Source organism: Streptomyces tropicalis, assembly GCF_029269835.1.
Classification (GTDB): domain Bacteria; phylum Actinomycetota; class Actinomycetes; order Streptomycetales; family Streptomycetaceae; genus Streptomyces; species Streptomyces tropicalis.
Window position 1 is genome coordinate 125,252 of the sequence record NZ_JARJBB010000012.1, and the last position, 25,202, is coordinate 150,453.

Genomic DNA, 25,202 nt, shown 5'->3' on the forward strand with positions numbered 1-25,202 from the left:
GAGCAGGCGGTGCCGGTGTCAGGTCCGGGCGCGGCGTACGTCGATGTTGCCGTAGCGGGTCCGGGCGCGGACCTGGACGGTGTCCTCGGACCTCTCCGGGGCCTCGGAGGCGGCGAGCGTGTTGCGCACCTGCCCGTGGCCGGAGCTGACGTCGAGCCAGGCGGCGGTGCCCTCACGGACGCCGACCTCGATGGCGCCGTAGGAGGTCTCCAACTGGACCGTTCCCGAGGCGACTTCGGCGACGCGCAGGGCTCCGTGGGCGGTGGTGGCGGTGACCGAGCCCTCGGCGCGCACGATGTCGATGTCGCCGTTGGCGCCGCTCACCCGCAGATCGCCGATGGCGGCGCCGACGGTCGTGCCGCCGTGCGAGTTCTTCAGGACGGCGGGGCCGTCGACGGTGCCGACGCGCAGGCTGCCGGAACTGGTGGTGATCTCCGCCGCACCCTCGACCCGGTCGACGGTGATCGAGCCGTGCGAGGCGTTCAGCCGGAGCGGTCCGGTCGCGTCGAGGCGGACGTCACCGGAGGAGGTCTTCACGTGGACCTCGCCGAGTCGGCCCTCGCCGATCACCTGGGTCCAGGAGCCGAGCACGTCGACGTGCGAGCCCGTGGGCAGGCCGACCGTCACGTCGACGGAGCCGGTGGGCCCGACGAGGGCGCGCTTGGGCGTCCTGACGGTCAGGACGCCGCCCGCGCACGCGACCTCGGTCTGCTCGGCGGCCCGTACGTCCTTGTCCCGCTTCGCGTCGCGGGGCCGCACCTCGACGACCGTGTCGAGGCGGTCTCCCGCGGTGAACTGCACGGAACCGGCGAACACCTGGGCGGTGACCGAAATCGGTTCGGGCGTGTCGAAAGAAGGCATGGCTGTACCGTCCTCGTGAGTCCTCGGGGTGTCCCCGCTGGTGGGACGTGGTGTGGGTGAAACGGGACCGGGCGCGGCTAGCGCACCCAGCCGGTGAAGTTCTGTCCGACGGTGCGGGCCCTCTCCGCCGTCCGCGGCTGCGTGCCGCCGTCGACCGCGGCCGACACCGCCCGCACCAGCCAGGCGTTGACCGACAGGCCCGCGCGGCCGGCGGCCTCCTCGGCGCGCACCTTGAGGTGGGCCGGCAGGCGCAGGTTGACGCGGGCGGTGCCGCCCTCGTCGCCCTCGGCGGGCGGCTGCGCCGCAAGCGGCTCGACGGGCGCGGGGGCCGCGTGCGCGGGGGCACCACCGGCGGGCGGCGGCGTCACCACGAAGTCGGGGTCCAGTCCGCGCAGTCGTACGTCGACCGAGCCGGGGGCGAGTTCACGGGTGATCTCGTCCATCGCGGCGGAGAGCACATGGAGCATGGTCAGGCGTGTCGCCGACTCCAGGGGGGCGGTGAGCCGCTCGGCCAGCTCGCGGGCGTCCTTCCCGCCGGCCTCGGCGGCCACCGCGAGTTCGCGCCGCAGGGTGTCGACATACGGAGTGAGGTCCATGACGCCATCATGGCGCCACATTGGCGCCATACGCAAGGGCGAACGACGCCAGGCAGGGGGCCAGCAAGGAAAAGCGTCCCTGAACCGGGGAAGGAAGACGGGGCCAGCACGGACCATGGCAGCAACACGCCGCGCCGGGCGCCGCACGGGGCGGAACGTGGCGCCGGATGGCACTACACGGTGCCACCCCCCGGTGCGGCGCTCAGACGGTGCCGAACAAGGCATGCAGGCCGCGGTCGATCGCCTCGGCGACGTCCTCCTCGCCGTCCGGGACCACACCGTAGGTACGCAGCAGGAAGCTGTTCAGCTCGGCGGTGTCGAACCGGAGCAGGGCGAGCCCGGCCGACGAGTGCAGCTCCACCACCGTGCGGTCCGGGCCGCCGGGCCGGATGCGGACGTCCCCCGCCCCGGCCGGCCCCCGGAGCCCCTGCTCCAGCAGGGCGCGTGCGAGGGTCCACACGACCGCGGCGCCTCCGAGGCAGACCTCGGGCGGAAAGGCCAGGCGGACGGCCAGGGGGTCGGTGCGGGAGTAGCGGAGCGTCGCGGGCACGGGGAGCTCCCCGTCGTCCGCGGTGATCAGACGGGCGCGGACGGGCTGTTCGAGGATGCTGTCCATGGGCGGTCCCCCTGCGGTCTCGGCGCGGCCGGTTGTGCCGTGTGCTGTTAGGAGCACACAGATGCCGTCTGCATTACGCGACAACCGGCCATACCGAATGTGACCTGCGTCACTTTTCCGGCGAGGGGCCCGGGCCGCGGGCGGAGAGGGGGCGAACGGTCGTCGAACACCCGCGTGAAACTCGCGCGAATGCACCGCCGCGATCGTCAAATCGCGTAGCAGGACTACGACTTGGCGGATGCGTCACCTAGGGGGAAGATGGTCCGTGAACGGTCCGGGGAGACGGTGGCATATGCCGGAAGCACCACCGTATCGTGTGTTGCCAAATCCCTTACAGAGCGTCGCGGGCTGTGCAAGAGTCATAGCGGTCCCTCTCCGCCCTGGCCGTACCATCCCCCATCGGAGTGCGTCATGCCGTCCCATCTCTCCGCGGACCGCCCCACCGCACAGCCGTCCGGGCGCGGCCCGGTCGACGCACTCATCCACCAGGCGCGGCTCCTGAAGGGCGAGGTGGACGCCGTACGCCGGGACGCGCAGGGGCGCGCGGCGGATGCGCGGAGCCGGTGGGAGCGCGCACTGTGCGACCTCGCGCTGCACCAACTGAGGGATCTGGACGAACACTTGGCCCAGCTGCGGGAGGGTCCCCCGCCCGTCCCGGCACAGGCCGGCCGCTGCGGAGCGGTGCCCGCCCCGGCGGACGGCTCCGCCGCGGGCCCCCTGCTCAGCCGGGTCGGCAGCGCCGAGTGGAACCTGCTGACGGACGAGGCGACCTGGTCCGGCGAGCTGTACCAGATCCTCGGCCGCGACCCGGCCACCCAGCCGCTCACCCTGGACGAACTGCCGTCCCTGGTGCTCGACGAGGACCGGCCCCGGCTGACCTCGATGGTCACCGACTGCCTGGTGGACGCCAAGCCCATCGACGGGGAGTTCCGGATCCTCCGGCCCGACAGCTCCGTACGGGCCGTGCACATGATGGGCGAGCCCGTGCTCGACGCCGACGGCGGCACCGCGTCGATGTGGGCGGTGCTGCGGGACGTCAGCGAACTGCGGCGCAGCGAACGGGCGGTGACCGAGTCGCGCGAGCCGCTCCGGCAGCATGACCGGCCGGAGCCCTCCGAGGAGCGGTTCGCCGTCGCGCTCCAGCAGGCCGTACTGCCGCCCTGGCGCGGACGGCTCCGGCTCCCGCACGGCGGACGCCCGGCCCTCGACCTGGCCGCCCACCACCTGCCCGCCCCGGCCGGCCTGCCGATCGGCGGCGACTGGTACGACGCGCTGGAACTCCCCGACGGCGGCACGCTGCTGAGCGTCGGCGGCCTCACCGGGAACGGCCCCGCCGTCACGTCGGACATGGCGATGCTGCTGGGCGCCGTGCGCGGGATGGCGATGGCCGGCACCGGACCCGGCCAACTCATGGATTGGCTCAACCAGTTGCTGGACCGCACCGTGCAGCCCACCCTCGGCAGCGCACTGTGCTGCCGATACCGGCCCGGCACCCGCACCCTGGAATGGGCTCAGGCCGGACACCCCGCCCCGCTGCTGTTCCGCGACGGGACGGGGCGTGCTCTCGGCGCCCCCGGCGGGGTCCTGCTCGGCGCGACCACCAGGACCGCCTACGCCCAGCCCGAGGAGACCCTCCGGCCGGGCGACCTTCTGGTGCTGCCCACCGAGGGACTCGTCCCCGGGCACACCGGACCGGCCGCCGTGCAGCGCCTCCTGGAACTCGCCCCGCGCTTCACGGCCGCGCGCAGCGCGCAAGACGGTGTCCGCACCCTGGTGGAGGAGTTCGGCGGGACGGAGCGTGCCGGCGAGGCCTGCGTGCTCGTCGCGCGGGTCGCCTCCTGACCGACCGCCGGGCCGCCGCCCGACCGGCCGCAGGCATGCGTCGGTCTCTCACGGACCGGTGCGCCGCTACGCCCGGGCGCTGCCGCCCTTGTCCCTGACCTTGGGCAGCGCCAGCCGGATCTCCTCCCGCAACTCGTTGATCCGCGGGGAGTTGGAGTACTGCGCGGTGAGCCGGTACATCTCGCGCAGCCGGTCCCAGGTGCGGTGGGAGGAGTTGGACCCCATCGACACCAGGGCCAGCCGCGCGTAGCGGTCCGCCTGTTCCGGGTCGTCGGCGATGAAGCAGGCGGAGGCCATCGACAGGAAGTCGAAGATCTTCGACCGCTGCCTCCCGTCGTTGCGCAGGGCCAGGGCCTTCTCCGCGTAGTGCTGGGCGTGCACGGCCGCGTCCGGGTCGTGCTCCGCCAGCGTGCGGTACGCCAGGGCCTGCATGCCCAGCAGGTCCTCCTCCTTGAAGGTCTGCATCCAGCTCGGCGGCGGCACGTCGCCCTTGTCCGACACGAAGAGGTCCTCGGCCCGGCCGAGGGTGCGCCGCATGGCCTGGCCCTTGCCCATCGACGCCTGCGCCCAGGCCTCGATGGTGTAGAGCATGGCCTGGGTGCGGGGCAGCACCTCGTCCCCGGAACCCGCCCGGGCGAGCTTCATCAGGTCCAGTGCGTCGTCGGGCCGGCCGAGGTGCACCATCTGGCGCGCGGCGCGGGAGAGCGCCTCCCCGGCACGGGGCCGGTCGCCGCCCTCGCGGGCCGCGTGGGCGGCGATGACGAAGTACTTCTGGGCGGTCGGTTCGAGGCCCACGTCGTGGGACATCCAGCCCGCGAGGACGGCCAGGTTGGCGGCGACGCCCCACAGGCGCCGTTGCAGGTGCGGCGGGTGGTGGTAGGAGAGCATGCCGCCCACCTCGTTGAGCTGGCCGACCACCGCCTTGCGCTGCAGCCCGCCGCCGCGGGCCGCGTCCCAGGCCCGGAACACCTCGACGGAGTTCTCCAGTTCCTCGACCTCCTGCGACCCGATCGGGGCGGCCTCGTAGCGGTCGTACCCGGCGGGATCGGCGTCGAGGGGGTCGTTCGGGCGGGGAGCGTCCGCCCTGAGTGTCGGATCGGTGCGCAGCCAGTCGTACATGGCGCTGCTGAGTGCGGATCCCGCGGCGAGCGCGGCACCCGCGCCCACCAAGCCGCGTCGGTTGAGCATGAGGTCCATTCCCGTGAATTCGGTGAGGACCGCGGCAGTCCGCTCGGGCGCCCACGGCACTCCGTCGGGATGTTCCGCATTCCCGTCGCCCTGCCGTTTCCCTGCACGCCCGTGCCTGACCAGACCGAGGTCCTCGATGGTCACGACACGGCCGAGACGCTCGGTGAACAGAGCCGCCAGCACCCGCGGCACCGGATCGCGCGGGATCTCTCCCGTGTCGATCCACCGCCGCACCCGCGAGGTGTCGGTCGCCAGCTGGGGATGGCCCATGGCCGCCGCCTGCCGGTTGACCAGCCTCGCGAGTTCGCCCTTGGACCAGCCGGCCAGGCCGAACAGGTCCGCCAGGCGGGTGTTGGGATGTCCGCTCACGTCAAGCCCCCAGGTACTCGGCTGAGTTGACAGTAGACCCGCCGAGAGTTGCCGGGCGACTATTCGCCACGGTTCGCCAGGGTGCGCCAGATGGTGTGCCACGGGGCACCGGGTGTCAGGTAGGAACGCGCCACCCCGACCCGGTCGCCGAGGGACATTCCCCAGGGTGCACCCGGGCGCCCGGGCCGGGCGGCGCACCGAAGCAGCAGGTACACGAAGGGATCTGTATCACCCATGTACGCAGCATCGTCCTCCGTGTCCGCCCCGCCCCGGCCGCTGCGAGCCCGACCGGGCGTCGGCGGCCCCTACCTCGACCCCGCCCGCCCGGGTGCGGCCCCCGTGCTGGGCGCGGGCCGGCCGCGGCGGCCCGCGGGGCTCGGCACGCCCCCGCTCAGCGGGAGACTCGACCTCTCCGGCCCGCAGGGCGCGCAGCTGCGCACGGCGATCGCCTCCGTGCACCGGATCTGCCCGGAGTTCTCCCCGGTGCAGGTGCTGCGCCGCAGCGGACGGTCCGTGCTCGTGGTCGGCACGACCGGTCGCAGCACGGCCGTCGCCAAGTGCTTACTGGACCACTCCCCCGCCTGGGTCGAGCGGTACCGGCACGAGATAGCGGCCTACCGCTCGTTCGTCCGGCAGCGCCCCCCGGTACGGGTGCCCCGGCTGATCGCGGCGGACCCGGACAACTGCACCCTGGTGATCGAGCGGATGGCGGGGCGGGTGGCAGCGCTCCAGCGGCATCCCGCCGAGCCCCCGCCGCGGGCGGACATCCGGGCCGCGCTGGGCGCCATCTGCCGGGTGAACGCCTGGCGGCCGCCGGCGGGCACGTTCGACGCCCCGCTGGACTACGCCGCCCGCATCTCCCGCTACCACGAGCTGGGGCTGCTCACCGACCGCGACCTGGGGGACCTGCAGAAGCTGCTGCACGGCATCGCCCACGCGACGGGCCGCCAGGGCATGGGCCAGTTCTGCCACGGCGACGCGCTGCTCGCGAACATGCTCCTCTCCCCCGCCGGTCCGGTGCTCGTGGACTGGGAGCACGCCGGGTGGTATCTGCCCGGCTACGACCTGGCGACCCTGTGGTCGGTCCTCGGGGACGCACCGGTGGCGCGCCGGCAGATCAGCCAGCTCGCCCAGGCCGCGGGCCCGGCCGCCCGGGACGCCTTCCTGGTCAACCTGATGCTGGTGCTGACCCGGGAGATCCGCACCTACGAGACGGCCGTGCAGCGTTCGATGCACGACTCGGCCCCGACGGCACCGGGCACGGCCCACCCGGGCGCCGCGCCGTCCGGCGAGGAACAGCGGCTGTTGCTGCGGCGGCTGCACGACGACTGCCAGCTGGCCCGCCGGGCCGTGCGCGCGGCGGTCGGCACTCGCTGACGGGGACCACGGTCCGCGGTACGCCCCGAGGGGGCGTACCGCGGACCGTGTCGTGTCGCCCGTTCGACGGGGTCCGGGACGCGTCCATTGGTGTACTCCACTGACGCCCCGCAGGCCTGTGCACCATCGGGGCGAAACTCGCCGGAACACCGTTTGACATGGGAAATCGCCTACCTGTGGGCATGATTGACGGATCGTCTGCAAGCCGGTACCACTGACCCACGCCGGCCCCGCACGCCCCGCCCTGCCCGAGTGCCCCAGGAGGCTGCATTGTCAGGATCCGCCCTCGACCCCAGACCTCTGCCGGGCCGCCGCCGCACCCGCAGGACGGCCGGCGCCGTCGCCTGCGCCGCACTGCTGCTGCCGCTGCTGGGCGCCGCGCCGTCCGCCGGCGCCCCCTCCGGCGGCGGCTCCGGGTCCGACGCAGGCAGGCTGCAACGTGCCTTCGGCAACGCGGCCACCAGGTACCACGTGCCGCTCAGCGTGCTGCTGGGCGTGTCCTACCTCCAGTCCCGCTGGGACGGCCACGCCGGCGCCCCCAGCGTCACCGGCGGCTACGGCCCGATGCACCTGACGGACGCACACACCGCGCTGGCCCGTGCCCCGCACCACAGCGAGGGCAGCGAGGACCCGCGGGGCGACGGCGCCCGCGCCGCCCTGCACCCGGACACCCGGGTGCCCGCCGCATCGGCCCTCCCGGACCGGCTGAAGACCCTGGACCGCGCCGCCGAGTTGTCCGGGATCCCCGCGGCGCGACTGCGTACGGACGAGGGCGCCAACGTCGCGGGCGGGGCGGCACTGCTGGCCGCCGCGCAGAAGTCGCTGGGCGAGTCGCCCAGCGCGGACCCGGCCGACTGGTACGGCGCGGTCGCCCGCTTCTCCGGTGCGGAGGACACGGCGACGGCGGCCGCGTACGCCGACGACGTCTTCGACGTCATCCGGTCCGGTGAGCGGCGTACGACCGACGCCGGGCAGCGGATGGTCCTGACCGCCCGGCCGCGGCTGGCCCCCCGCACCTCCCAGCTGGACCGGACCGGGCTGCGCCACGGGTCCGCGGCCGGCACGGAGTGCCCCGCCTCGGTGTCGTGCCAGTGGGTGCCCGCGCCGTACGAGGAGTTCGGCGACGGCGACTACGGGAACCACGACCTGGGCAACCGGCCGGCCTCGCAGCGCATCCGGTACATCGTCGTCCACGACACCGAGGGCACCTGGGACGGCGTCCTGAACCTGGTCCAGGACCCGACCTACGTGTCGTGGAACTACACCCTGCGCTCCACGGACGGGCTGATCGCCCAGCACGTCAAGGCCAAGGACGTCGCCTGGCACGCGGGCAACTGGTACATCAACGCCGCCTCCGTCGGGCTGGAGCACGAGGGCTTCCTCGCCTCCCCGGACGCCTGGTACACGGAGGCGATGTACCGGTCCTCGGCGCGGCTGGTGAAGTACCTCGCGGAGAAGTACGGCGTCCCGCTGGACCGGCAGCACATCCTCGGCCACGACACCGTGCCGGGCCCGACCACGTCGACCGTCCCCGGCATGCACACCGACCCGGGCCCGTACTGGGACTGGCGGCACTACTTCGAGCTGCTGGGCCACCCCTTCGCCCCCACGGCCGGCAAGAACAGCGGGCTGGTCACGATCCGCCCCGACTACGCCACGAACCGGCCGCAGTACACCGGCTGCACCTCCCCCGGCGCACTGTGCCCGGCGCACGGCTCGCAGGAGATGCGGCTGTACACGCAGCCCGCCACGTCGTCGCCGCTGGTCAAGGACATCGGTCTGCGCCCCGGCGGCGGAGCCTCCACGATCGACGTGAACGACACCGCCTCCCGCGTGGAGACGGGGCAGCAGTACGCGGTCGCCGAGCGCAGGGGCGACTGGACGGCGATCTGGTACCTGGGGCAGAAGGCCTGGTTCCAGAACCCGGCGAAGAAGCCCACGGCGGTCGACGCGGCGGGCCGTGTGGTGACGCCGCGCGCCGGGGTGGCGAGCGTGCCGGTGTACGGGCGGGCGTACCCGGAGGCGTCGGCCTACCCGTCGGGCGTGCCCGCGCAGTCGGTGTCGCCGCTGCCGTACAAGCTGCTCGCGGGGCAGAAGTACGTGGTCGGCGGTGAGGTGCCGGGTGAGTACGACTACTCGGTCACCTTCACCACGGACTCACACCGCGTGGTGGTCGGCAAGGACCTCTACTACGAGATCCAGTTCGGTCACCGGGTGGCGTTCGTACGGGCCGCGGACGTGCGGGTGGCGCAGTCGGGCTCGTAGGACCGGCGGCGGAACGCGTACGGGACGGGCCCGCCCCCGAGGGGGCGGGCCCGTCCCGTACGCGTTCCGCCGTTCCTGCCGTGCCGGCCGGTCAGCCCTGCTGGAACAGCTCGGCGGGCAGCGGCTTGAGCAGCGCGTAGAGGTCGTCGGTGATCGGGCGGTCCCAGGCGGCGATGGTCACCAGGACGCCGTCGCTGCGGTCGAACTGCACGCAGGAGATCCGGCTCTCGGAGAGCTTGAGGCGGCGCACGATCATCAGGTTGTCGCCCTGCAGCACCGGCATGTCCTCGACACCGACGACGGCGACCTCCTCGTCGTTCTCCAGGGCGAGCAGCAGCTGCGCCACCTCGAAGGGGATCTCTCCGTCGCCCACCGTGCGGGCCGGGGACCCCTCGGGGAGGTTGCCGATGATCATCGCGGTGCCCCGGCCGCCGAACAGGTCGTAGCGCAGGAACACGCCCTGGCAGGTGCCGTCCGGGGCGGGCAGCAGCCCGGCTCCCAGGTTGCCGGGCCAGTCGCCCGGGTCCATGGCCAGGACGTCGAAGTCGGGCCCGGCGGGCGTGGCGCTGCGGCGACGGAGGAACGACATGCGGCCATGGTACGTGCCCCGGCCTGCCGGGCGGCGTGCGGGAGGCGGCCAACCGGACGCTCGGCCGCCCGGGCGGCCGACGCACTCCGCGGCCGGTCGGGCGGGACGGCATCGGCGTCACGCCGGGACCGGCCGGGCCGCCGGGGTCCAGGGCCCGGGCGGGGTGTGGCCGCTCCCCGGGGAGCGGCGCGGTCCGGGAGCGGCGCGGTCCGGGAGTCGCCCCGCACTGCGTGCCGGCCGTCCGGACGGCGGGCCGGACGGGGCGGCCGGCCGAGTGGGGCAGCCGGACGCATGGGGTGGCGGACACCCCCGGGTGGCGGGTCGAACGGCGAACGGGTGGCGGCCGTCCGGGGCGGTGACCGTGCGGCGGGGACGACGGCCCGTCCGGGGCACGACGGCCCGTCCCTGCGCCGGTGCCCCTCCGGCGCCGTGACCCGTCAAGCGCGCCGCGCCGGGGGGTGGCCCGTCGCGGCCGGGAGCGCCCGCGCGGGAGTGCCGGGGCGCGAGCCCCCCGGTCACGTGAGGTCGAACTCCCCCTCCCGGGCGCCCGACACGAACGCACCCCACTCGGCGGGGGTGAAGATCAGCGAGGGACTCTGCGGGCGGTCGCTGTTGCGCATCGCGATGAATCCCTCGACGAAGGCGATCTGGACATCCCCCTGGCCCCGGCTGCTGGACTGCCACTCGGCTTTGCTGAGGTCCAGCTCCGGCTTGTCCCATCCCGCGAGCGGGTGCTGCTGGGTGGTGGTCTCGGCCACGTCCGTGCTCCTCCCGGTTCGTCGTCCGCGGTCAGCCTAGCGACCGGGCCTGACCGCCAACAGGCCACGTGGGCGCTCCCTTTCGGGAGCCGGTCCGACCGGATCCCCTCCGCCACAGGCGGCGACACCTGGGGGCCCCGCACCGCGTCGCACTCGGACTCGTTTTCGAGGGCGAGGCCCGGCTCCGCGGTGTGGACGGGGCCGGGACAGGACCCGGGACGGGCTCCGGTCAGCGCGGGCGGCGCGACGGGGCGGCGACCACGCCGTCCGCTTCCAGGGCCCCGGCGTCCACGTCGCCCGCGCCCGCGTCGTCCCCGCCCGCCAGGAAGGACTCGACGGCTGCCAGGAACTCGTCCGGCCGGGCCGCGTGCACCAGATGCCCCGCGTCGATCGTCACCGTGCGGGCGTCGGCGAGCCGGCCGGACAGGGCGGCGATCTGGTCCTGCGGGATCGGGCTGTCCGGACCGCCCCCGACGAGCAGCGTGGGCGCCTCGATCCGGGCCATGCCGTCCCACCAGGCGGGGTCGGGCGCGTTCCGCTGCTCGTCGGTGGCGCGCACCATGGCCCAGTCGAACGGCAGGTCGCCCGCGGGGCGTTCGGCGGGCGGCCGGGGCGGGTCCAGCGAGAGCGGTGCGGGTACGTCCTCCAGGACGAGCCTGCGGACGACGCCCGGTTCCCTCTGCGCCAGCAGACAGGCCACCAGCCCGCCCAGGGAGTGCCCCACGACGTCGGTGCGGTCGACGCCCAGGACGGCGAGGAACGCGCGGACGTCGTCGCGCAGGGCCGTGCAGGCATAGGCGTCCGGCCCGGCACCCGGCGCGGTGCCGGGCCAGTCGCTGCGGCCGTGGCCGCGCAGGTCCGGGGCGTACACCCGCCGCGGGTGCCGTCCGGCGGCCAGCCGCTGCGCCACGGCCGTCCAGTCGGCCCCGTCGGCGCCCCGGCAGTGCAGCAGCAGGACGGGGGGTGCGCCCTCGGGGCCCCAGGCGCGGTAGGCCAGGGTGATGCCGTTGGCTGCGACGGTGCGCGGTGCGGTTCCCATGCCCGGGACGCTAGCCGGTGGCGCGGGACGCGTGCGCGGGCTCTGCCGAGGGCAGAGCGGTGCCCCGTGCCGTCGGGTGCGGGCGGGGCCGGTGTGGAGAACCCGCCTCGCGCGCGGGCGGGGCCGGGGTGCCGGGACGGAGAAAATCCGCGCCGGAGTCTTGCCTGGGGCCGGGGCGCCTGGATTACTGATCCCCAGCACCTCGACCGAATGATCGGTCGTCCGGATTGACATGGTTGGTGAGGGAGAGTTCCGATGACCGACGCGGCGGAGCTGCTGGACGCGGGCGAACGGCTCGACGCGGAGGGGCTGCGCACGCTCCAGCTGGAGCGGCTGCGGGCGTCGCTGCGCCACGCCTACGACCACGTGCCGTTCTACCGGGAGTCCTTCGACACGGCGGGCGTCCGCCCGGAGGACTGCCGGTCGCTGGAGGACCTCGCCCGCTTCCCCTTCACCACCAAGGCGGACCTGCGCGAGAACTACCCGTACGGGATGTTCGCCGTGCCGCGGGACCGCATCCGCCGGCTGCACGCCTCCAGCGGCACCACCGGCCGTCCGACGGTCGTCGGGTACACCGACGCGGATCTGTCGCTGTGGGCGGACCTGGTGGCCCGCTCGATCCGGGCCGCGGGCGGCCGGCCCGGCGACGTGGTGCACATCGCGTACGGGTACGGCCTGTTCACCGGCGGTCTCGGCGCCCACTACGGGGCCGAGCGGCTCGGCTGCACGGTGGTGCCCGCGTCCGGGGGCATGACGTCCCGCCAGGTCCAGCTCATCCAGGACCTCCGGCCCCGGATCGTCATGGTGACCCCGTCGTACATGCTCACCCTGCTCGACGAGTTCGAGCGGCAGGGCGTGGACCCGCGGAGCACCTCCCTGCGCGTCGGCATCTTCGGGGCGGAGCCGTGGACGCAGGAGATGCGGCGGGAGATCGAGGAGCGGTTCGCCATCGACGCCGTCGACATCTACGGCCTGTCGGAGGTCATCGGCCCCGGCGTGGCGCAGGAGTGCGTGGAGACCAAGGACGGGCTGCACATCTGGGAGGACCACTTCTTCCCGGAGGTCGTGGATCCGATCACCGGCGAGGTGCTGCCGGAGGGCGAGGAGGGGGAACTGGTCTTCACCTCGCTGACCAAGGAGGCCATGCCGGTGATCCGCTACCGGACACGGGACCTGACCCGGCTGCTGCCGGGCACAGCGCGGGTCTTCCGGCGGATGGAGAAGATCACCGGCCGCAGCGACGACATGGTGATCCTGCGCGGGGTGAACCTGTTCCCCACCCAGGTCGAGGAGATCGTGCTGCGCACCCCGGGTGTGGCGCCGCACTTCCAGCTCCGGCTCACCCGGGAGGGCCGCCTCGACGCCCTGACCGTACGGGCCGAGGCGCGGCCGGGGGCGGGCCCGGAGGTGCGCGAGGCGGCCGCGCGGTCGATCGCGGCGGCGGTGAAGGACGGCATCGGGGTGTCGGTGGCGGTGGAGGTCGTCGAACCCGAGTCCCTGGAACGCTCGGTGGGCAAGATCAGGCGGATCGTGGATCTGCGGTCCTGATCCGGGTGCGGACGTGTCGATGCCCCTCCCCCGGGAACTCCGGGGGCGCCGCGGGCAGGGTGGCGGCGAGCGCGTAGCCGCACTTCCGCGCCACCCGGCACGAGGCGGTGTTGTCCACCTGGTGCAGGAGCTCCAGCCGGAGGAGGCCCGGGCCACCGGGGCCGGTGGGCCCGGCGAAGGCCCAGGCGGTGAGGGCGGCCAGCGCGCGGGGCGCCACCCCGCGGCCGCGTGCGTGGGCCGCGGTCCAATAACCCACCTCGGCCCGGGTGGGGGCGGATCCGGACCGTTTGAGCACCACGTGCCCCGCCAGCCGGCCGCCCTCCCGTGCCCGGTGGTCCTCCAGGACGGCGAAGGCGTACCGCTCCCCGTCCTCCCAGGCCCGCCGCTGGTCCTCGATCCAGCGCGCCGCGCCGGCCGGATCCTCGACGACCGCGTTCGTCCACCGGCGCAGCAGTCCGTCCCGGTACAGCCCGGCCAGTTCCTCCGCGTCGGCGGCCCGCCAGGGACGCAGGAGCAGGGCCGGGGCCGCGGCGGTGGCCGCGGCGACGAGCCGCACGCCACCGGCCGGCCACGGCTGCCCGCTCGCCGCGGGCGCCGGACCCGCGGGGCCTTCGGCCCGGTCCGACAGCGGGGGTTCCGGCGCGGGCCGCCCGTCGATCGGCGCGCGGTGCGGGCGACCGGCGTCCCCGCGGTGCGGTGAGGTCATCGTCCTACCGCCCTCCGAACCGGTCCCGCAGGTCCCGCTTGAGGATCTTCCCGCTGGCGTTGCGCGGGAGTGCGTCGACGAACACCACCCGCTTGGGGACCTTGAAGGGCGCGAGCCGGTCGCGGGCGTGGGCGACGAGGTCGGCCTCGGTGACCTCGCCGCGCGGGACGACGACGGCGGTGACGGCCTCGATCCACCGGTCGTCGGGGAGCCCCACGACCGCGGCCTCGGCCACCCGCTCGTGCGTGTAGAGCACGTCCTCGACCTGGCGCGAGGCCACCAGCACACCGCCGGAGTTGATGACGTCCTTCACCCGGTCGACGACGGTGTAGTAGCCGTGCGCGTCGCGAACGGCGAGGTCCCCGGAGCGGAACCAGCCGTCGCGGAAGGCCTCGGCGGTCTCCTCCGGGCGCTCCCAGTACCCCTCGCACAACTGCGGTGAGCGGTAGACGATTTCGCCAGGGGTGCCGTCGGGCACGTCCGCGCCGTCCTCGTCGGTCACGCGGGCGTCCACGAACAGCACGGGCCTGCCGCACGCATCCATGCGGCCCTTGTGCTCGTCGGGGCCCAGCACCATGGCGAGGGGGCCGATCTCGCTCTGCCCGAAGCAGTTGTAGAAGGCGAGCGAGGGCAGCCGGTCGCGCAGGCGCTCCAGGACGGGGACCGGCATGACGGAGGCGCCGTAGTAGGCCTTGCGCAGGCCGTCGAGGTCGCGGGTGACGAAGTCGGGACGACCCGCCAGCCCGATCCACACCGTGGGCGGGGCGAACAGGCTGTCCGCGCGCCCGGCCTCGACCAGGTCGAACAGCCGGTCCCCGTCGGGCGCATCGAGGAGGATGCTGGTGGCGCCGACGGCGAGGTAGGGCAGCAGGAACACGTGCATCTGCGCCGAGTGGTAGAGCGGCAGCGCGTGCACGGGCCGGTCCCCGGCGCTGAGGTCGAGGGCCGTGATGGCGCTGAGGTAGGCGTGCACCAGGGCGCGGTGGGTCATCATCGCGCCCTTGGGCAGGGCCGTGGTGCCGGAGGTGTAGAGGAGCTGGACCAGGTCCTCGGAGCGGGGCTCGGGTCCTGCGTAGGGGACGGCGTCCGGCAGCCGGGCGAGCAGCGAGCCGTCTGCGTCGCGCAGTGCCGACGACGGGGTGCCGGGCGGGAGCCGGTCGGCGAGGTCGGGGTCGGTGAGGACGAGGGAGCTGCCGGACTGGCCGACGATGTACGCGAGGTCGTCGCCGGTGAGGCTCTGGTTGACGGGGACGTGGACCAGGCCGGCGCGGGCGCAGGCGAGGAAGGCGATGAGGTAGGCGTCCGAGTTGTGGCCGAAGGCGGCGACGCGCTCGCCGGGGGCGAGGCCGTGGTCGAGCAGCACGCGCGCCGCGCGGGAGACGGCGTCGTCCAGTTCGCCGTAGGTCCAGGAGCGGTCGCCGTACTCGACGGCGACGCGGGCCGGGGTGCGCCGGGCGCTGCGGCGCAGCACCCCGTCGACGGTGCTGCCGTGTCCGGGCGTCATGACCCCAGATCTTCGGCCGACGGCGCGGCCCGGTCAAGTCGCGGTCGCCGGGCGCGTGCGGGCGGCGGGGACCGCCGTGGCAGCGCCCCCGCCGCGCCGGGGCGGGGGGTCGGCACCGCGCGCCCGGCGGCCGGACCGCCCTCGCCCGGCGGCCGCTTCCGGTGCTCCGCGGGATCCGCCCGCCCCGCACGCCCCGTTGACACGGACGGCCCCTGACAGGAAAGTTTCACCCCGCACGACACGTCCCGAAAGATTCTTTCAGACGGTACGGCGGGAGGCCTCCGGATGACCGACGGCGCAGCGGGCAGAGGCGACGGGCACGGGCTCACACGGCGCGGACTGGGCCGGACCACGCTGGCGTTGGGCGGTGCGCTGGCCCTCGGCCCGCTGCCGGTGGCGGCCGCCGCGGCGTCCGGCGCACCGGGCGCACCCGGCGGTGGGCACCCCACTCTGCGGCACGGGTCGCCCGAACGGGCGGGACTGCTGGCCGACCCGCTGCGGCGCCTGGTGACCGACGCCGAGGCGTTCCTCGGTCCCACCCCGCGGCATCCCTGGTACGCGAGCGCCGTCCTGCTCGCCGGGCGCGGCGGCACCGTGGCCCTGCACGAGCCGATCGGCACGGCGGTGCGCTACTGCGCCTACGACGAGAAGACCGACACCGGCGTCGAGTTCCCCGCCGGCCTGCGGATCCCCGCCACCCGGGACACCGTCTACGACCTCGCCTCCGTGTCCAACAGGCCGCCGAGGCCGTGCGGCGGGACACGGGGGCCCTCCTCGGCCTGCGGCTGTCCGCGCACTGGCCGGGGAGCCCGGACGACCTGACGGCGTCGGCCCCGCTGCGCAGCACGGTGTGGCTGGCCGCCGCGCATGTCGACGGAGCCTCGGGCACGGTCGGACTGGTGCGCCGCCCGCTGTTCCCGGCGGGGAGCCGCCCGGACGGACGCGGCTCCGCCGGGCCCGTCGCCGGCGTGCCGGTGACGGCGCCGCCCCGCGGGGCGACCACCGGCGAGAGCGTCGCCGCCGTGGTCTGCGGCGGCCCCGGCGAGCCTCCGTCGCGATGGCGTCCTCTGCGCCTGGACCGGATCGCGCTCCCGCCCGGCAGGCGGGCCACCCTGTCCTACACACTGCGCGGCCGCGGCCGGGTGGACCTGCACCACGACGGCCCGCACGAGCCGGAGCCGTCCTCCTGGACTGCGCTCGCGTCGCAGGCGCCGCGGCAGCTGTCCCGACCCCGCCCGGTCGACCTCGTGGTGGCCGTCGAGGTCGCCGGGCCGCAGGCCGACGGGGGCACCGCCGTGGAGGAGCGGCTGCAGGAGGCGGCGGCCGTCGTGACCGCCGTACGGGACGCGGTGGGCGGCGAGGACACGTTGCGGGTCGGTCTGATCGGCTACCGGGACCACGCGCCGCTGGACCGGCCGCACGACCGGGACCCGGTGGTGCACCGGGTCGAACTGTCCGCGGCGCCCGACGCCGAGCGGGCCCTCGCCGGCTGGCGCCCGCATCCGCTGCGGCACGACTTCGCCACCGGCCTGGAGCACGTCCCCCGCGAACTGGCCGACCGGCGGCACCTGTGGCGCGGCGACAGCCACCGGGTGCTCCTGGTGTTCGGCTCGCGCCCTCCCCATCCGCGGGCCCGGCCGCCCCGGGTGCTGCGGCGCGGCGCGGCCGTCCGCATCTGCCCCGACCGGCTGGAGTGGCGGGACGAACTGGACGCGGCACGGCACTACGAACGCGTGGCGTGCGTCGCCGTCGTCGACGAGCCGCACTGGATGGACGACCTCCAGGGCGAACCCCACCTCGCGCAGTGGGCGGACCATGCCTGGGAGGCCTTCGGCGCCGAGGGCCGCTTCACCGCGGGCCACGACCCGCGGCTGATCGCCTCCGCGGTCGCCGCACCCGCCCTGTGCCGGCCCGCGGACGGCGCCCCGATCCGGCTGGTCGTCGCCGACGGCGCGGCCGGGGACTGGCAGCACCCGGCCGCCGGCTGACACGGACCGGACGGCCGGCGGACGCGCGCCGCCCGCGCGCACCGCACCACCACCCACACCACGTGCGGCGGACGAGGTCCGCCGCCCCTCCAGGGGGAGCCCACCATGGCCGACGACGACGCACGGCGCGAGCGCGGCAGGAACGACAGCCCGGACCGGCCCAGGGAGCGCACCAGGGACCGGCCGAAGGAGCGGAGGAGCGACGACCGCGGGGCGGAGGGGCCGTTCGCGGTGTGGGACCCGTCCACGCTCGTCGGCCGGGCGGCCCTGCCGCCACCGCCCACCGCGCCCCCGGCCGCCGCGAACGGTTCCGCGCCGCCGCGGCCGAGGACCGCAGGACCGCGGACCGCAGGGGAGAAGGAGCAGCGGGCCCCGTCCCTGCCGGCCCCGGCCGCGCCCCCGGCGGACGATCTGCCGGGCATCGTCCTGGAGAAGGCCGGGGAGGCCGGTGCGCCGCCGCGCCCCGACAGGACCGCGAAGACGGGCGCGAAGGCGGCGCGCTCCGAGGAGCAGGAGACGCCCCGTCCGGAGCAGGAGGGCCGGCCTGCGGCACCGGAGTCGACGGTCACCCTGTGGGGCGGCATGGGCAGCGGGAAGTCCACCCTGCTGGCCGCGCTCTCGCGCGCCGTGCAGGACCCGGCGTACGGGAAGTGGAGCATCTGGCCGGAGGACCACGCCTCGCACACGTTCCTCCGCGACCTGGCCCGCATCCTCCACCGCGACCGGACGTTCCCCAACGCCACCCTCACCGAGCAGCGACCGGTGCGCTTCACCCTGGCCGGGGACCTCACCGGCACCCGGTTCTCCCGGGCGGGGCGCAGACGGTGGCGGCGCGGCACCGACCGCGGGCGCGACCTGACCGAGTTCAAGGTGACCGTGCGCGACCTGCCCGGCGAGGCGTTCGACCTGCACTCGCGGACCGGGGCGGCCCTCGGCGGCAAGCTCGTCAAGGACCTCGGTGCGTCACGGGCCATGGTCTACGTCGTCGACCCCGTGCGCGAGTGGCAGGTCAACGGCGACGACGGGCCGGTGGGCCCGGACGCCCGCCAGAACGCCGACTTCTTCACCGACGTCCTCGCAGGGGTGGCCACCGAGATCCACATGCGGGGCGAGCGCGAAGGCAACCTGCTGCCGCACAGCATCGCCGTGTGCCTGGCGAAGTTCGACGACGACCGCGTCTTCCGGTTCGCCTGTGAGCAGGGCAACGTGCGCCTCAACCCGCGCACCGGGCAGCCCGAGGTGATGGACGCCAAGCGGCTCTTCGACGGGCTCTGCCAGGCGTTCCCGCACGGCAGCCTGCGGGAGATCCAGCAGCAGATCGAGCTGTTCTTCGCTCCCGAGCGCGTCGGCTACTTCGTGTGCTCCGCGGTCGGGTTCTGGGTCGACCCCGAGCGCGGGTTCGACTTCGAGAACCCGTCCCTGGTGAACCCCGTCGAGGACGACGTCCGCTTCGTCGCGCCGCCGCAGCCGGTGAACATCCTCGAACCGTTCCTCTTCCTGCGGGGCTTCGGCCCGGCCCGCTCCTGACCCGGCACCGACTCCGCACCAGAGAGGACCGCCATGGCATCGCGGCTGCTCGCCGACTGGGCGCTGTGGGGCAAGGAACCCCGCAGCACCAGCGGATACCGGATCCTCGCCGCATGCCCGCCCGACCGCGGCGACGAGTTCAACACCGCCATCCTCCACTGGTCGCCGGGCACCCCGACGCCAGGCGACCGGCTCCCGTGGATCACCATCGGCTGCGGGCGGACCCCGGACGGGACCGGCACCGTCGGGGTGTTCCTCCTCGACGACACGCCGGCCGTCGACCACACCCACCGCACGATCTACCGGATCAGCCACTTCGCCGTGCCCGTCGCGGACGCCGGCGCGGCCGGCGTCGGCTGGTACGGTCTGGCCCGGGCGGCCCTCGACGCGGCCGGCCGGCTCACGGAGACCGGGGCCGCACCCGCCGAACTGGTCCTCGACGCCGACGACCTGCTGCTCACCCGCGTCGGGAGACAGGTCACGGCCAGGGTGTCCAAGGGCACCCACTGGCTCGCGGCCGCCGCGGCCCATCTGCTGGACGGTCCGGTGGCGGTGACCGGCGACCACTACGAGGCGCTGGAGCTGCTGGAGGTCCTGGACTGCGTGGCGGCCCTGCTGCCGTACGGGATGCGCCACTCGCTGTCCGCCGCCACGAGCACCTCCTCCGGCTCCGAGGTGCCGATGCGCCTGTACTGGGGCACGGACGACTCCCCGGGTGTGGCGAGCCTCGCCTGGAACGGCGAACTCCCGGACCTGGGCGCGCTGTCCGCGCCCGCCCGCACCTATCACGATCTGCTCGTCGGGAACTGGACGCAGCACGGGGGACCTGCCGTCCTGCGCCACCTGGCCGAGGCCCGGGAACCCCTGGACGTCACCGCGCCGGACGCGCACGCGCGGGCCGTGGACGTGCTCACCCGGCTCGATCCCGGCCTCGCGACCGTCCAGGAGGTCCGGGAGGGGCGCGAGGTGGACCGTGAACGGATCGACCTGGCGCTGCGCCGGCCGGGGATCGACCCCGGGTCCGTCGCCGTGCTCGCCGGGCGCAGGATCGCGGAGGGCTCCGGCGACATGGGCGCCCTGGCGGCCCACCTCGGGGCGCCCGAGGTGTCGCAGCCCGTGCGCGCCCGGCTCATCGAGGATCTCCTCGCCGGGCGGACCGACGCGGCCCGGGCGGCCTTCGAGAGCCTGCGCGAGGCGACTCCGGACACCCGGGCGGGACTGCGGCCCCTGGACGAGGTGCTCGCCTTCGTCGTCACCGAGATCCTGGACCACTCCGCCCAGGACGGCCCGGAGCCGGTGACCGGGCAACTGCTGCCCTCCGTCGCCCCGTTCACGGAGGGGACGATGAACGACTTCACGCTGTCCCTGCTGCGCACCGTGCCCGGCCTCGCCGACCGCCTGCTCCAGGCCCTGTACGCCGGTCCGGACCCGGCCGGGCCGGTCCTCGCCTGGCTGCGTTGGCTCGGTGACGGCGCGGCCCCCGAGGCCGAGGGGAGCCCGGAACTGGCGCCGCTGTCCCGGCTGCTGAGCCTGGGGGCCTGCCCGCCCGAGGTGGACCGCAAGTGGGCCGAGCACCACCCGGAGACGGCCGCACGGCTGCTCGCGGCGGCGGCCGCCTGCGGGCACGCGCACCCTCTCCTGCGGGAGCCCGAGCTGTTCCACGGGCTCGTTGCCTGCGTGGCGCGGTCCGCCGGGGCGGACCCGGCCGGGGACCCGGCGCAGGAGCTGCTGCGCCGGGCCCTGGACCGGTCGCCCGGACCGGTGCAGCCGGACTCCGCGGCCCGCTGGGACGTGCTGTGCGCGCTGGCCGGACTGCCGCCGACCGGCTTCCTCACCCTGGCCACCCTGCCGGAACTGCCGGGATCCGGCGGCACGAACGGCCGCGTCGGCGCCTACGCCGCGGTCCTCAGCGCGGCACTCGAGTCCCGCCCGCTGCGCCGGCACCGCGAGTCCGTCGCGGAACTTCTGCTGCAGGACCTGCTGTCGGTGGACACGGAGACCGGCGCCGGACCCGACCAGGCCGCACGGGACCTCACCCACCACCTCCTCGACGGGCGCGAGCCGTACGCGCGGATCGTCCGCGAGGCGGTGGACCGCCTCGCCACCGGCACCCCGCACTGGAAGGAGACCGAGGCGGACCAGCGGTGGCTCGCACGGCTGGCGCAGCGCCTGCCGTCCCTGCGGCCCGCGCTCGCCGTCCGCGCGGTGCACCGCGCCGCCGCCCACGCCGGAGGCACACGCGAGGAGTGCCGGAGCCTGGCCGCCGGGGCGTACGAGGCCCGCCGGGCCGGCGCCGGGGACGACGCGCTGTGCGCGGCCCTCGCCCCGTGGGCGGCGCGCGCCGAGCCCGGCGGCCGCATTCTCGCCCTCCTCGACGCCTACCACCGGACCTGGGAGTCGTACACCGGCCGGGGCCGCGCGGACGAGGAACGGGATCACCTGGAGCTGGCGTTCGCCCACGGCGCCGCCCCCGATGCCTGGCTCGACTACCGCGACCACGCCGTCCGGGAGCTGTCCGCGCGGCGGGCGGACTGCACCCTGAAGATCGACGCGCTGCAGAGCGAACGGTCGCAGTGCGACCGGGAGATCGACCGTCTGCGCCGGCTCGACCACGCCACCGCCCACGCCCGCGCCCGCACCTGAGGGGCGGGCACCGCACCCCACGCCCCGCTCCCGGCCCGGCGGCCCGCCGCGGCCCGCAGCCCGCTCACGCACCTTCCAGGGGGACCGACACCCATGCTCACCATCCGGGCGGCGGCGCACCGCGCCGTGCTGCTCACCCTCACCGTCCTGTTCGCCGTCTGCGCCGCCCCGCCCGCCGTCGCCGCGGACCCGCCGGTGTCACGCGACACGGTCTACCGCTCGCTCAAGGTCGACGACGTGCCGGCCGCCTACGTCGTCCTCGTCGACGTGTCCAGTTCCATGCAGGACCGCGGCCCCGACGGCGTACCGCTCTACACGACCGTGAAGAGGCGGCTCGCCGACTTCCTGACGTCGCTGACGCCCGCGGACCAGGTGGCCGTGGTGACGTTCGGGCGGGCGACCAGTGTCGTGCACCCGATGTCCCCGGCGAACCGCACCGGCGACCTGTTCGCCAAGGAACTCCCCTCCTCCGCAGGGGAGTCGGCGAGCGATCACGGGGCAGCCCTGGACGCCGCCGCCGACCAGCTCGACCGCAGCACGGCACCCGTCGGCGCGGTCCTGATGCTCACCGACGGCGCGGTCAACGCGCCGGGCAGCCCGTACGCCCGGCTCGGCAGCCCCGCCTGGAAGCAGCTCAAGCAGCGCTTCGACACGCTGGGTTCGCACCGCAGGCTGATGGGTTACGGGCTGCCGCTCGCCCAGGGCACCGGCGTCTCCGAGGTGCTCGGCAGCGCCTTCGGCGCCCCCCGCATCCTCCCCGTCGACCCCACCGCGCTCGGCTCCCAGCTCAGCGCCGCCAAGGACCAGGTCCGCACGCAGAAGGCCCTGACGCTGCTGCGCGCCGACCGGAACGCGGCCGTCGGCGTCACGGTCGCCGGTGCGGGGGTGGGTGCGGCCCGCGACGGGCACGTCGGCGTCGCGACCGGCGGCGGCACCGGCACCCGCACCCGGACCCTGGAGGTCACCCTGACCTCGCGGGCACGGCACGTCCCGCTGACGGTGCGTCTGACGTCCGCCGACGCCTCCGGAGCGACCCTGACGGCACCGGGCGGGCCGGTGACACTGGAGCCGGGGCGCAGCCGCACCGTGCGGGTGACGCTGACCTGGCAGCAGGACCCGGAGTTCGCGCTGATCCCCGGCGACGGCGACTTCCGCGCCGGCGTGGGCGTCCGGACCGTGGTCGGGTCCCCGTGGACGTCCACCGTGCGCGGCTCCCTCGGCGACGCGGCGTTCTCCCCGGGCCGGTCCACCGTCACCCTTCTCGACCTGCGCGGGACGGTGCCCGGCCGCACTCCCGGCTGGCTGTACCCGCTGGTGCTGCTGGTCCTGCTGCTGGGCGGTGCGGCGGCCCGGGCCGCCCACCGGCGGCGCCACCCGGAGCTGTCCGGGTTCCTGGTCGTCACCGACCTGCGGTCCGGCGAGCGGCAGACGATGCCGCTGCGCGGCCGGGAGGTCGTCCAGGACACGGACGCGGGCGAGGTGCGGGCCCGCGTCACGGTGTGCGGCCGGCAGGAGGCGGGACGCCTGGTGCTGGTCCTGCGGTGCGACCGTGAGGCCCCCCGGCCGGGCGGCGAGCGGCTGAGGGACTCCGGCACGTGCGAGCTCGGCAAGTCGACCGTGCTGTGCGGCATCGGCTTCTCGCACGAGACGGAGAGTCAGTCCGCCGTGCTGCGGTGACATGCCGACAGACCGACACAGCGACACACCGAGACCGCCGTACGGAGAGGACGCCGCCATGGTCACGCCGCTGGATCCGGCCGTCGACCCGCCGGAGGCCGCGGGATTCAGGCTGCTGAGCAGACTGGGCACCGGCGGTTTCGGCACGGTCTACCTCGGCAGACGCCCGGGCGACCGGCACGGGCCCGACACCCTGGCCGCCGTGAAGCTCCTCAAGCGCGAGTTCACCGAGGACGCCCAGCACATGCAGCGCTTCCATCAGGAGAGCAAGGCACTGGAACGCTGCAAGGGGGCCCGCATCCCCGAGCTGCTCGCCCTGGACTTCGGGGCCGGGCGGCAGCCCACGCTGGCCACCCGCTTCATCCCCGGACTGTCGCTCTACCGCGTCCTGGAGGCCCACGGCGGTGCGCTGCCGCGGGACACGGTGCACACCGTCGCGGCCGAACTGGTCGACACCCTCAACACCGCGCACCACAAGGGCCTGCTGCACCGGGACCTGCACCCGGGCAACATCCTGCTGACCCAGGACGGGCCGTGGATCATCGACTTCGGGCTGACCCGCATCCGCGGCCAGCGGGTGACGCTGACCCTGGACACGGTCATCGGGCATCCGCACTTCTGCGCCCCGGAGCAGATCCGCGGCCTGGCCAGGACGGGTTCCGCGACCGACGTGTTCGGCATCGCCGGCATCGTGCTCCACGCCCTCACCGGGCACCCGCCGTACACCGGGGCGAGCGACGCCCGCGCCATGCTGATGCGCCGGGTCTCCGGAGGCGGACCCGACCTGTCCCGGCTGCCGGACGACCCGCTGGGCCGGCTGCTGCGCTCCTGCCTCGCGGAGGATCCGGCCGACCGCCCCCGTCTGGACGAGGTCGCCGAGGGCCTCGGACGGCCCGGCGCGCTGCGGCTGCCCGACGACGTCGTTCGCCTGCTCGCCGGCCACCGCGCGGGGCTGCGGGACCTGCTGGCCGGGGCGGGTGACGCCGCCGATCTCACGGTGCCCTTCCGGCCCGGGCGGCGCAGCTGGAGCGCGGACGTCGGGGACTGGCCGCAGAGCGTCGTGGCCGTCGAGGAGGGTCCGGTGGTGACCGCCGACGGCGACGGCACGGTGCGCTGGCTGGACCCGGGCTCCGGCCGGGAGCTGGACCGCCGCCCCGGCTTCACGGCGCCGGTGCGGCTGCGCGCGGACGGGGGCGTGCTGCTGGTGTGCGACGCGGCGGGGCGGCTGGAGTCGTGGGACGCCCGGGAGCGGAAGCCGTGGTGGGCGGCGGCCGCCGGCAGTCTCACCGGAGCGGGGGTGCTGCTGCGCGGGCAGAGCGTCTTCCTCGGCGACGACGCCGGACGGCTGCACCACTTCGACGCGGTCACCCGCCGCGTCTGGTGGCACTCCGCACCGGTCACCGACGCCTCGGGGGCCCCCGCGGTGCCCGTCGCCGCGGGGGCCCGGCACGTGTACCTGTCGGCCGCACGGGGCCTGGAACTGCTCGCCGTCGACGAGGAGGACGGGGCGGTGTGCTGGGAGAAGCCCGCGCGGCTGCCGGCGCCGGTCCTCGCGCCGCCGCTGCCGCTGGACGACGCGGTGGTGGTCGCGGACGGCGACGGCGGGCTGCGCCGCCTGGCGGCGGCCGACGGCTCCGTGCTGTGGGAGGCGGTGCTCGGCGCACCCGTGGCGGCAGCGCCGGTGCGGGTGTCCGGCACGGTGGTCGTGGCGGACACGGCGGGCACCGTGCACTGCCACGCGGCCGCGACCGGCGAGCGGATCTGGCGGGCCCCGTACGGCACGCACGAGGAGTTCTTCGCCCTCTGCGCCGACGGCACGACGGTCTACGCGGGCGGGTGGAGCGGACGGCTGCAACTGCTCGACGCCCGGGGCGGGACGTCGCTGCAGAGCTTCGACCTCGGCGGGCAGATCCTCGCCGTGGCCGCCGCCCCGGGCGGCCGGGCCGTGCTCGCCGCGTCGTCCGGCGGCACCCTGCACGCGCTGCCGGCCGCCGCCGCCCCGGCCACCGTCCCACCGGCGGCCGGGGCTCCGGCCACCACGGCCCCGGCCGCGGGCCCGCCGTCCGGCCCGGACAGCCCGGAGCGGCCGGGGCCGGGGCCGTGAGCCGT

18 protein-coding genes and 1 pseudogene are annotated in these 25,202 nt (G+C 75.3%); 10 read left to right on the forward strand and 9 right to left on the reverse strand.

The window, feature by feature from the left end:
- Nucleotides 1–18: 18 nt before the first annotated feature.
- From P3H78_RS22485 to P3H78_RS22495, 3 genes are all read right to left on the reverse strand, one after another.
- A complete protein-coding gene (locus tag P3H78_RS22485; protein ID WP_276110897.1) occupies nucleotides 19–861 on the reverse strand; it encodes a DUF4097 family beta strand repeat-containing protein in 843 nt (280 codons plus the stop codon).
- Nucleotides 862–938: 77 nt separating this feature from the next.
- Nucleotides 939–1,457, reverse strand: coding sequence for a hypothetical protein (locus P3H78_RS22490; protein ID WP_276110898.1), 519 nt, complete (start codon nucleotides 1,455–1,457; stop codon nucleotides 939–941).
- A 202-nt stretch (nucleotides 1,458–1,659) separates the two neighbouring features.
- Nucleotides 1,660–2,073, reverse strand: a complete 414-nt coding sequence (locus P3H78_RS22495; RefSeq protein WP_276110899.1) for an SsgA family sporulation/cell division regulator — start codon at nucleotides 2,071–2,073, stop codon at nucleotides 1,660–1,662.
- Nucleotides 2,074–2,484: 411 nt separating this feature from the next.
- Between P3H78_RS22495 and P3H78_RS22500 the strand changes: the two genes are divergently transcribed.
- Nucleotides 2,485–3,915, forward strand: coding sequence for a PP2C family protein-serine/threonine phosphatase (locus P3H78_RS22500; RefSeq protein WP_276110900.1), 1,431 nt, complete (start codon nucleotides 2,485–2,487; stop codon nucleotides 3,913–3,915).
- Nucleotides 3,916–3,981: 66 nt separating this feature from the next.
- Here P3H78_RS22500 and P3H78_RS22505 read toward each other — a convergent pair whose 3' ends face one another.
- Nucleotides 3,982–5,472, reverse strand: a complete 1,491-nt coding sequence (locus tag P3H78_RS22505) for a DNA-binding protein NsdB (RefSeq protein ID WP_276110901.1) — start codon at nucleotides 5,470–5,472, stop codon at nucleotides 3,982–3,984.
- Nucleotides 5,473–5,706: 234 nt separating this feature from the next.
- Here P3H78_RS22505 and P3H78_RS22510 point away from each other — a divergent pair, with 234 nt between their 5' ends.
- Together P3H78_RS22510 and P3H78_RS22515 are read left to right on the forward strand one after the other, a co-directional pair.
- Entirely contained in the window at nucleotides 5,707–6,849 is a 1,143-nt protein-coding gene (locus P3H78_RS22510; RefSeq protein ID WP_276110902.1) for an aminoglycoside phosphotransferase family protein, read from the forward strand.
- 270 nt (nucleotides 6,850–7,119) lie between these two features.
- Nucleotides 7,120–9,114, forward strand: a complete 1,995-nt coding sequence (locus P3H78_RS22515) for an N-acetylmuramoyl-L-alanine amidase (RefSeq protein ID WP_276110903.1) — start codon at nucleotides 7,120–7,122, stop codon at nucleotides 9,112–9,114.
- Nucleotides 9,115–9,205: 91 nt separating this feature from the next.
- Here the strand turns inward: P3H78_RS22515 and P3H78_RS22520 are convergent, their stop codons facing one another.
- The 3 genes from P3H78_RS22520 to P3H78_RS22530 form a co-directional block, all read right to left on the reverse strand.
- A complete protein-coding gene (locus P3H78_RS22520; RefSeq protein WP_276110904.1) occupies nucleotides 9,206–9,703 on the reverse strand; it encodes a hypothetical protein in 498 nt (165 codons plus the stop codon).
- A 515-nt stretch (nucleotides 9,704–10,218) separates the two neighbouring features.
- Complete coding sequence (locus P3H78_RS22525) at nucleotides 10,219–10,461, reverse strand: DUF397 domain-containing protein (protein WP_276110905.1); 243 nt, start codon at nucleotides 10,459–10,461, stop codon at nucleotides 10,219–10,221.
- A 229-nt stretch (nucleotides 10,462–10,690) separates the two neighbouring features.
- Entirely contained in the window at nucleotides 10,691–11,500 is an 810-nt protein-coding gene (locus P3H78_RS22530) for an alpha/beta fold hydrolase (protein ID WP_276110906.1), read from the reverse strand.
- 255 nt (nucleotides 11,501–11,755) lie between these two features.
- On the opposite strand from P3H78_RS22530, the gene paaK reads away from it, so the two are divergent.
- Nucleotides 11,756–13,048 carry a phenylacetate--CoA ligase PaaK gene (gene paaK, locus P3H78_RS22535; RefSeq protein ID WP_276110907.1) on the forward strand — a complete coding sequence of 431 codons (1,293 nt, stop codon included), beginning with the start codon at nucleotides 11,756–11,758 and terminating at the stop codon, nucleotides 13,046–13,048.
- On the opposite strand, the gene P3H78_RS22540 is transcribed toward paaK, so the two are convergent.
- Together P3H78_RS22540 and P3H78_RS22545 are read right to left on the reverse strand one after the other, a co-directional pair.
- Entirely contained in the window at nucleotides 13,020–13,754 is a 735-nt protein-coding gene (locus tag P3H78_RS22540) for a GNAT family N-acetyltransferase (RefSeq protein WP_276110908.1), read from the reverse strand. The two genes, paaK and P3H78_RS22540, sit on opposite strands and share 29 nt — an antisense overlap.
- Nucleotides 13,755–13,758: 4 nt before the next feature.
- Nucleotides 13,759–15,258, reverse strand: coding sequence for an acyl-CoA synthetase (locus tag P3H78_RS22545; protein ID WP_276110909.1), 1,500 nt, complete (start codon nucleotides 15,256–15,258; stop codon nucleotides 13,759–13,761).
- A 285-nt stretch (nucleotides 15,259–15,543) separates the two neighbouring features.
- Here P3H78_RS22545 and P3H78_RS22550 point away from each other — a divergent pair.
- From P3H78_RS22550 to P3H78_RS22575, 6 genes and pseudogenes are all read left to right on the forward strand, one after another.
- Nucleotides 15,544–15,990 (forward strand): annotated as a pseudogene (locus P3H78_RS22550) (serine hydrolase); the annotation flags it as partial.
- 17 nt (nucleotides 15,991–16,007) lie between these two features.
- The gene (locus P3H78_RS22555; protein WP_276110910.1) at nucleotides 16,008–17,246 is read left to right on the forward strand and encodes a vWA domain-containing protein; all 1,239 of its coding nucleotides are present in this window, start codon (nucleotides 16,008–16,010) and stop codon (nucleotides 17,244–17,246) included.
- A 105-nt stretch (nucleotides 17,247–17,351) separates the two neighbouring features.
- Nucleotides 17,352–18,773, forward strand: a complete 1,422-nt coding sequence (locus tag P3H78_RS22560; protein WP_276110911.1) for a hypothetical protein — start codon at nucleotides 17,352–17,354, stop codon at nucleotides 18,771–18,773.
- Between the two features lie 33 nt (nucleotides 18,774–18,806).
- Nucleotides 18,807–21,416 carry a hypothetical protein gene (locus P3H78_RS22565; protein ID WP_276110912.1) on the forward strand — a complete coding sequence of 870 codons (2,610 nt, stop codon included), beginning with the start codon at nucleotides 18,807–18,809 and terminating at the stop codon, nucleotides 21,414–21,416.
- A 93-nt stretch (nucleotides 21,417–21,509) separates the two neighbouring features.
- Entirely contained in the window at nucleotides 21,510–23,093 is a 1,584-nt protein-coding gene (locus tag P3H78_RS22570; protein ID WP_276110913.1) for a vWA domain-containing protein, read from the forward strand.
- Between the two features lie 58 nt (nucleotides 23,094–23,151).
- A complete protein-coding gene (locus tag P3H78_RS22575; protein ID WP_276110915.1) occupies nucleotides 23,152–25,197 on the forward strand; it encodes a serine/threonine-protein kinase in 2,046 nt (681 codons plus the stop codon).
- The last annotated feature ends 5 nt before the right edge of the window (nucleotides 25,198–25,202 follow it).

What these genes read in the sequence shown, in the direction of transcription:
- P3H78_RS22485 (WP_276110897.1), bottom strand. Translation starts at nt 861, where the DNA reads ATGCCTTCTTTCGACACGCCCGAACCGATTTCGGTCACCGCCCAGGTG.
- P3H78_RS22490 (WP_276110898.1), bottom strand. Translation starts at nt 1,457, where the DNA reads ATGGACCTCACTCCGTATGTCGACACCCTGCGGCGCGAACTCGCGGTG.
- P3H78_RS22495 (WP_276110899.1), bottom strand. Translation starts at nt 2,073, where the DNA reads ATGGACAGCATCCTCGAACAGCCCGTCCGCGCCCGTCTGATCACCGCG.
- P3H78_RS22500 (WP_276110900.1), top strand. Translation starts at nt 2,485, where the DNA reads ATGCCGTCCCATCTCTCCGCGGACCGCCCCACCGCACAGCCGTCCGGG.
- P3H78_RS22510 (WP_276110902.1), top strand. Translation starts at nt 5,707, where the DNA reads ATGTACGCAGCATCGTCCTCCGTGTCCGCCCCGCCCCGGCCGCTGCGA.
- P3H78_RS22520 (WP_276110904.1), bottom strand. Translation starts at nt 9,703, where the DNA reads ATGTCGTTCCTCCGTCGCCGCAGCGCCACGCCCGCCGGGCCCGACTTC.
- P3H78_RS22530 (WP_276110906.1), bottom strand. Translation starts at nt 11,500, where the DNA reads ATGGGAACCGCACCGCGCACCGTCGCAGCCAACGGCATCACCCTGGCC.
- paaK (WP_276110907.1), top strand. Translation starts at nt 11,756, where the DNA reads ATGACCGACGCGGCGGAGCTGCTGGACGCGGGCGAACGGCTCGACGCG.
- P3H78_RS22540 (WP_276110908.1), bottom strand. Translation starts at nt 13,754, where the DNA reads ATGACCTCACCGCACCGCGGGGACGCCGGTCGCCCGCACCGCGCGCCG.
- P3H78_RS22545 (WP_276110909.1), bottom strand. Translation starts at nt 15,258, where the DNA reads ATGACGCCCGGACACGGCAGCACCGTCGACGGGGTGCTGCGCCGCAGC.
- P3H78_RS22560 (WP_276110911.1), top strand. Translation starts at nt 17,352, where the DNA reads ATGGCCGACGACGACGCACGGCGCGAGCGCGGCAGGAACGACAGCCCG.
- P3H78_RS22565 (WP_276110912.1), top strand. Translation starts at nt 18,807, where the DNA reads ATGGCATCGCGGCTGCTCGCCGACTGGGCGCTGTGGGGCAAGGAACCC.
- P3H78_RS22570 (WP_276110913.1), top strand. Translation starts at nt 21,510, where the DNA reads ATGCTCACCATCCGGGCGGCGGCGCACCGCGCCGTGCTGCTCACCCTC.
- P3H78_RS22575 (WP_276110915.1), top strand. Translation starts at nt 23,152, where the DNA reads ATGGTCACGCCGCTGGATCCGGCCGTCGACCCGCCGGAGGCCGCGGGA.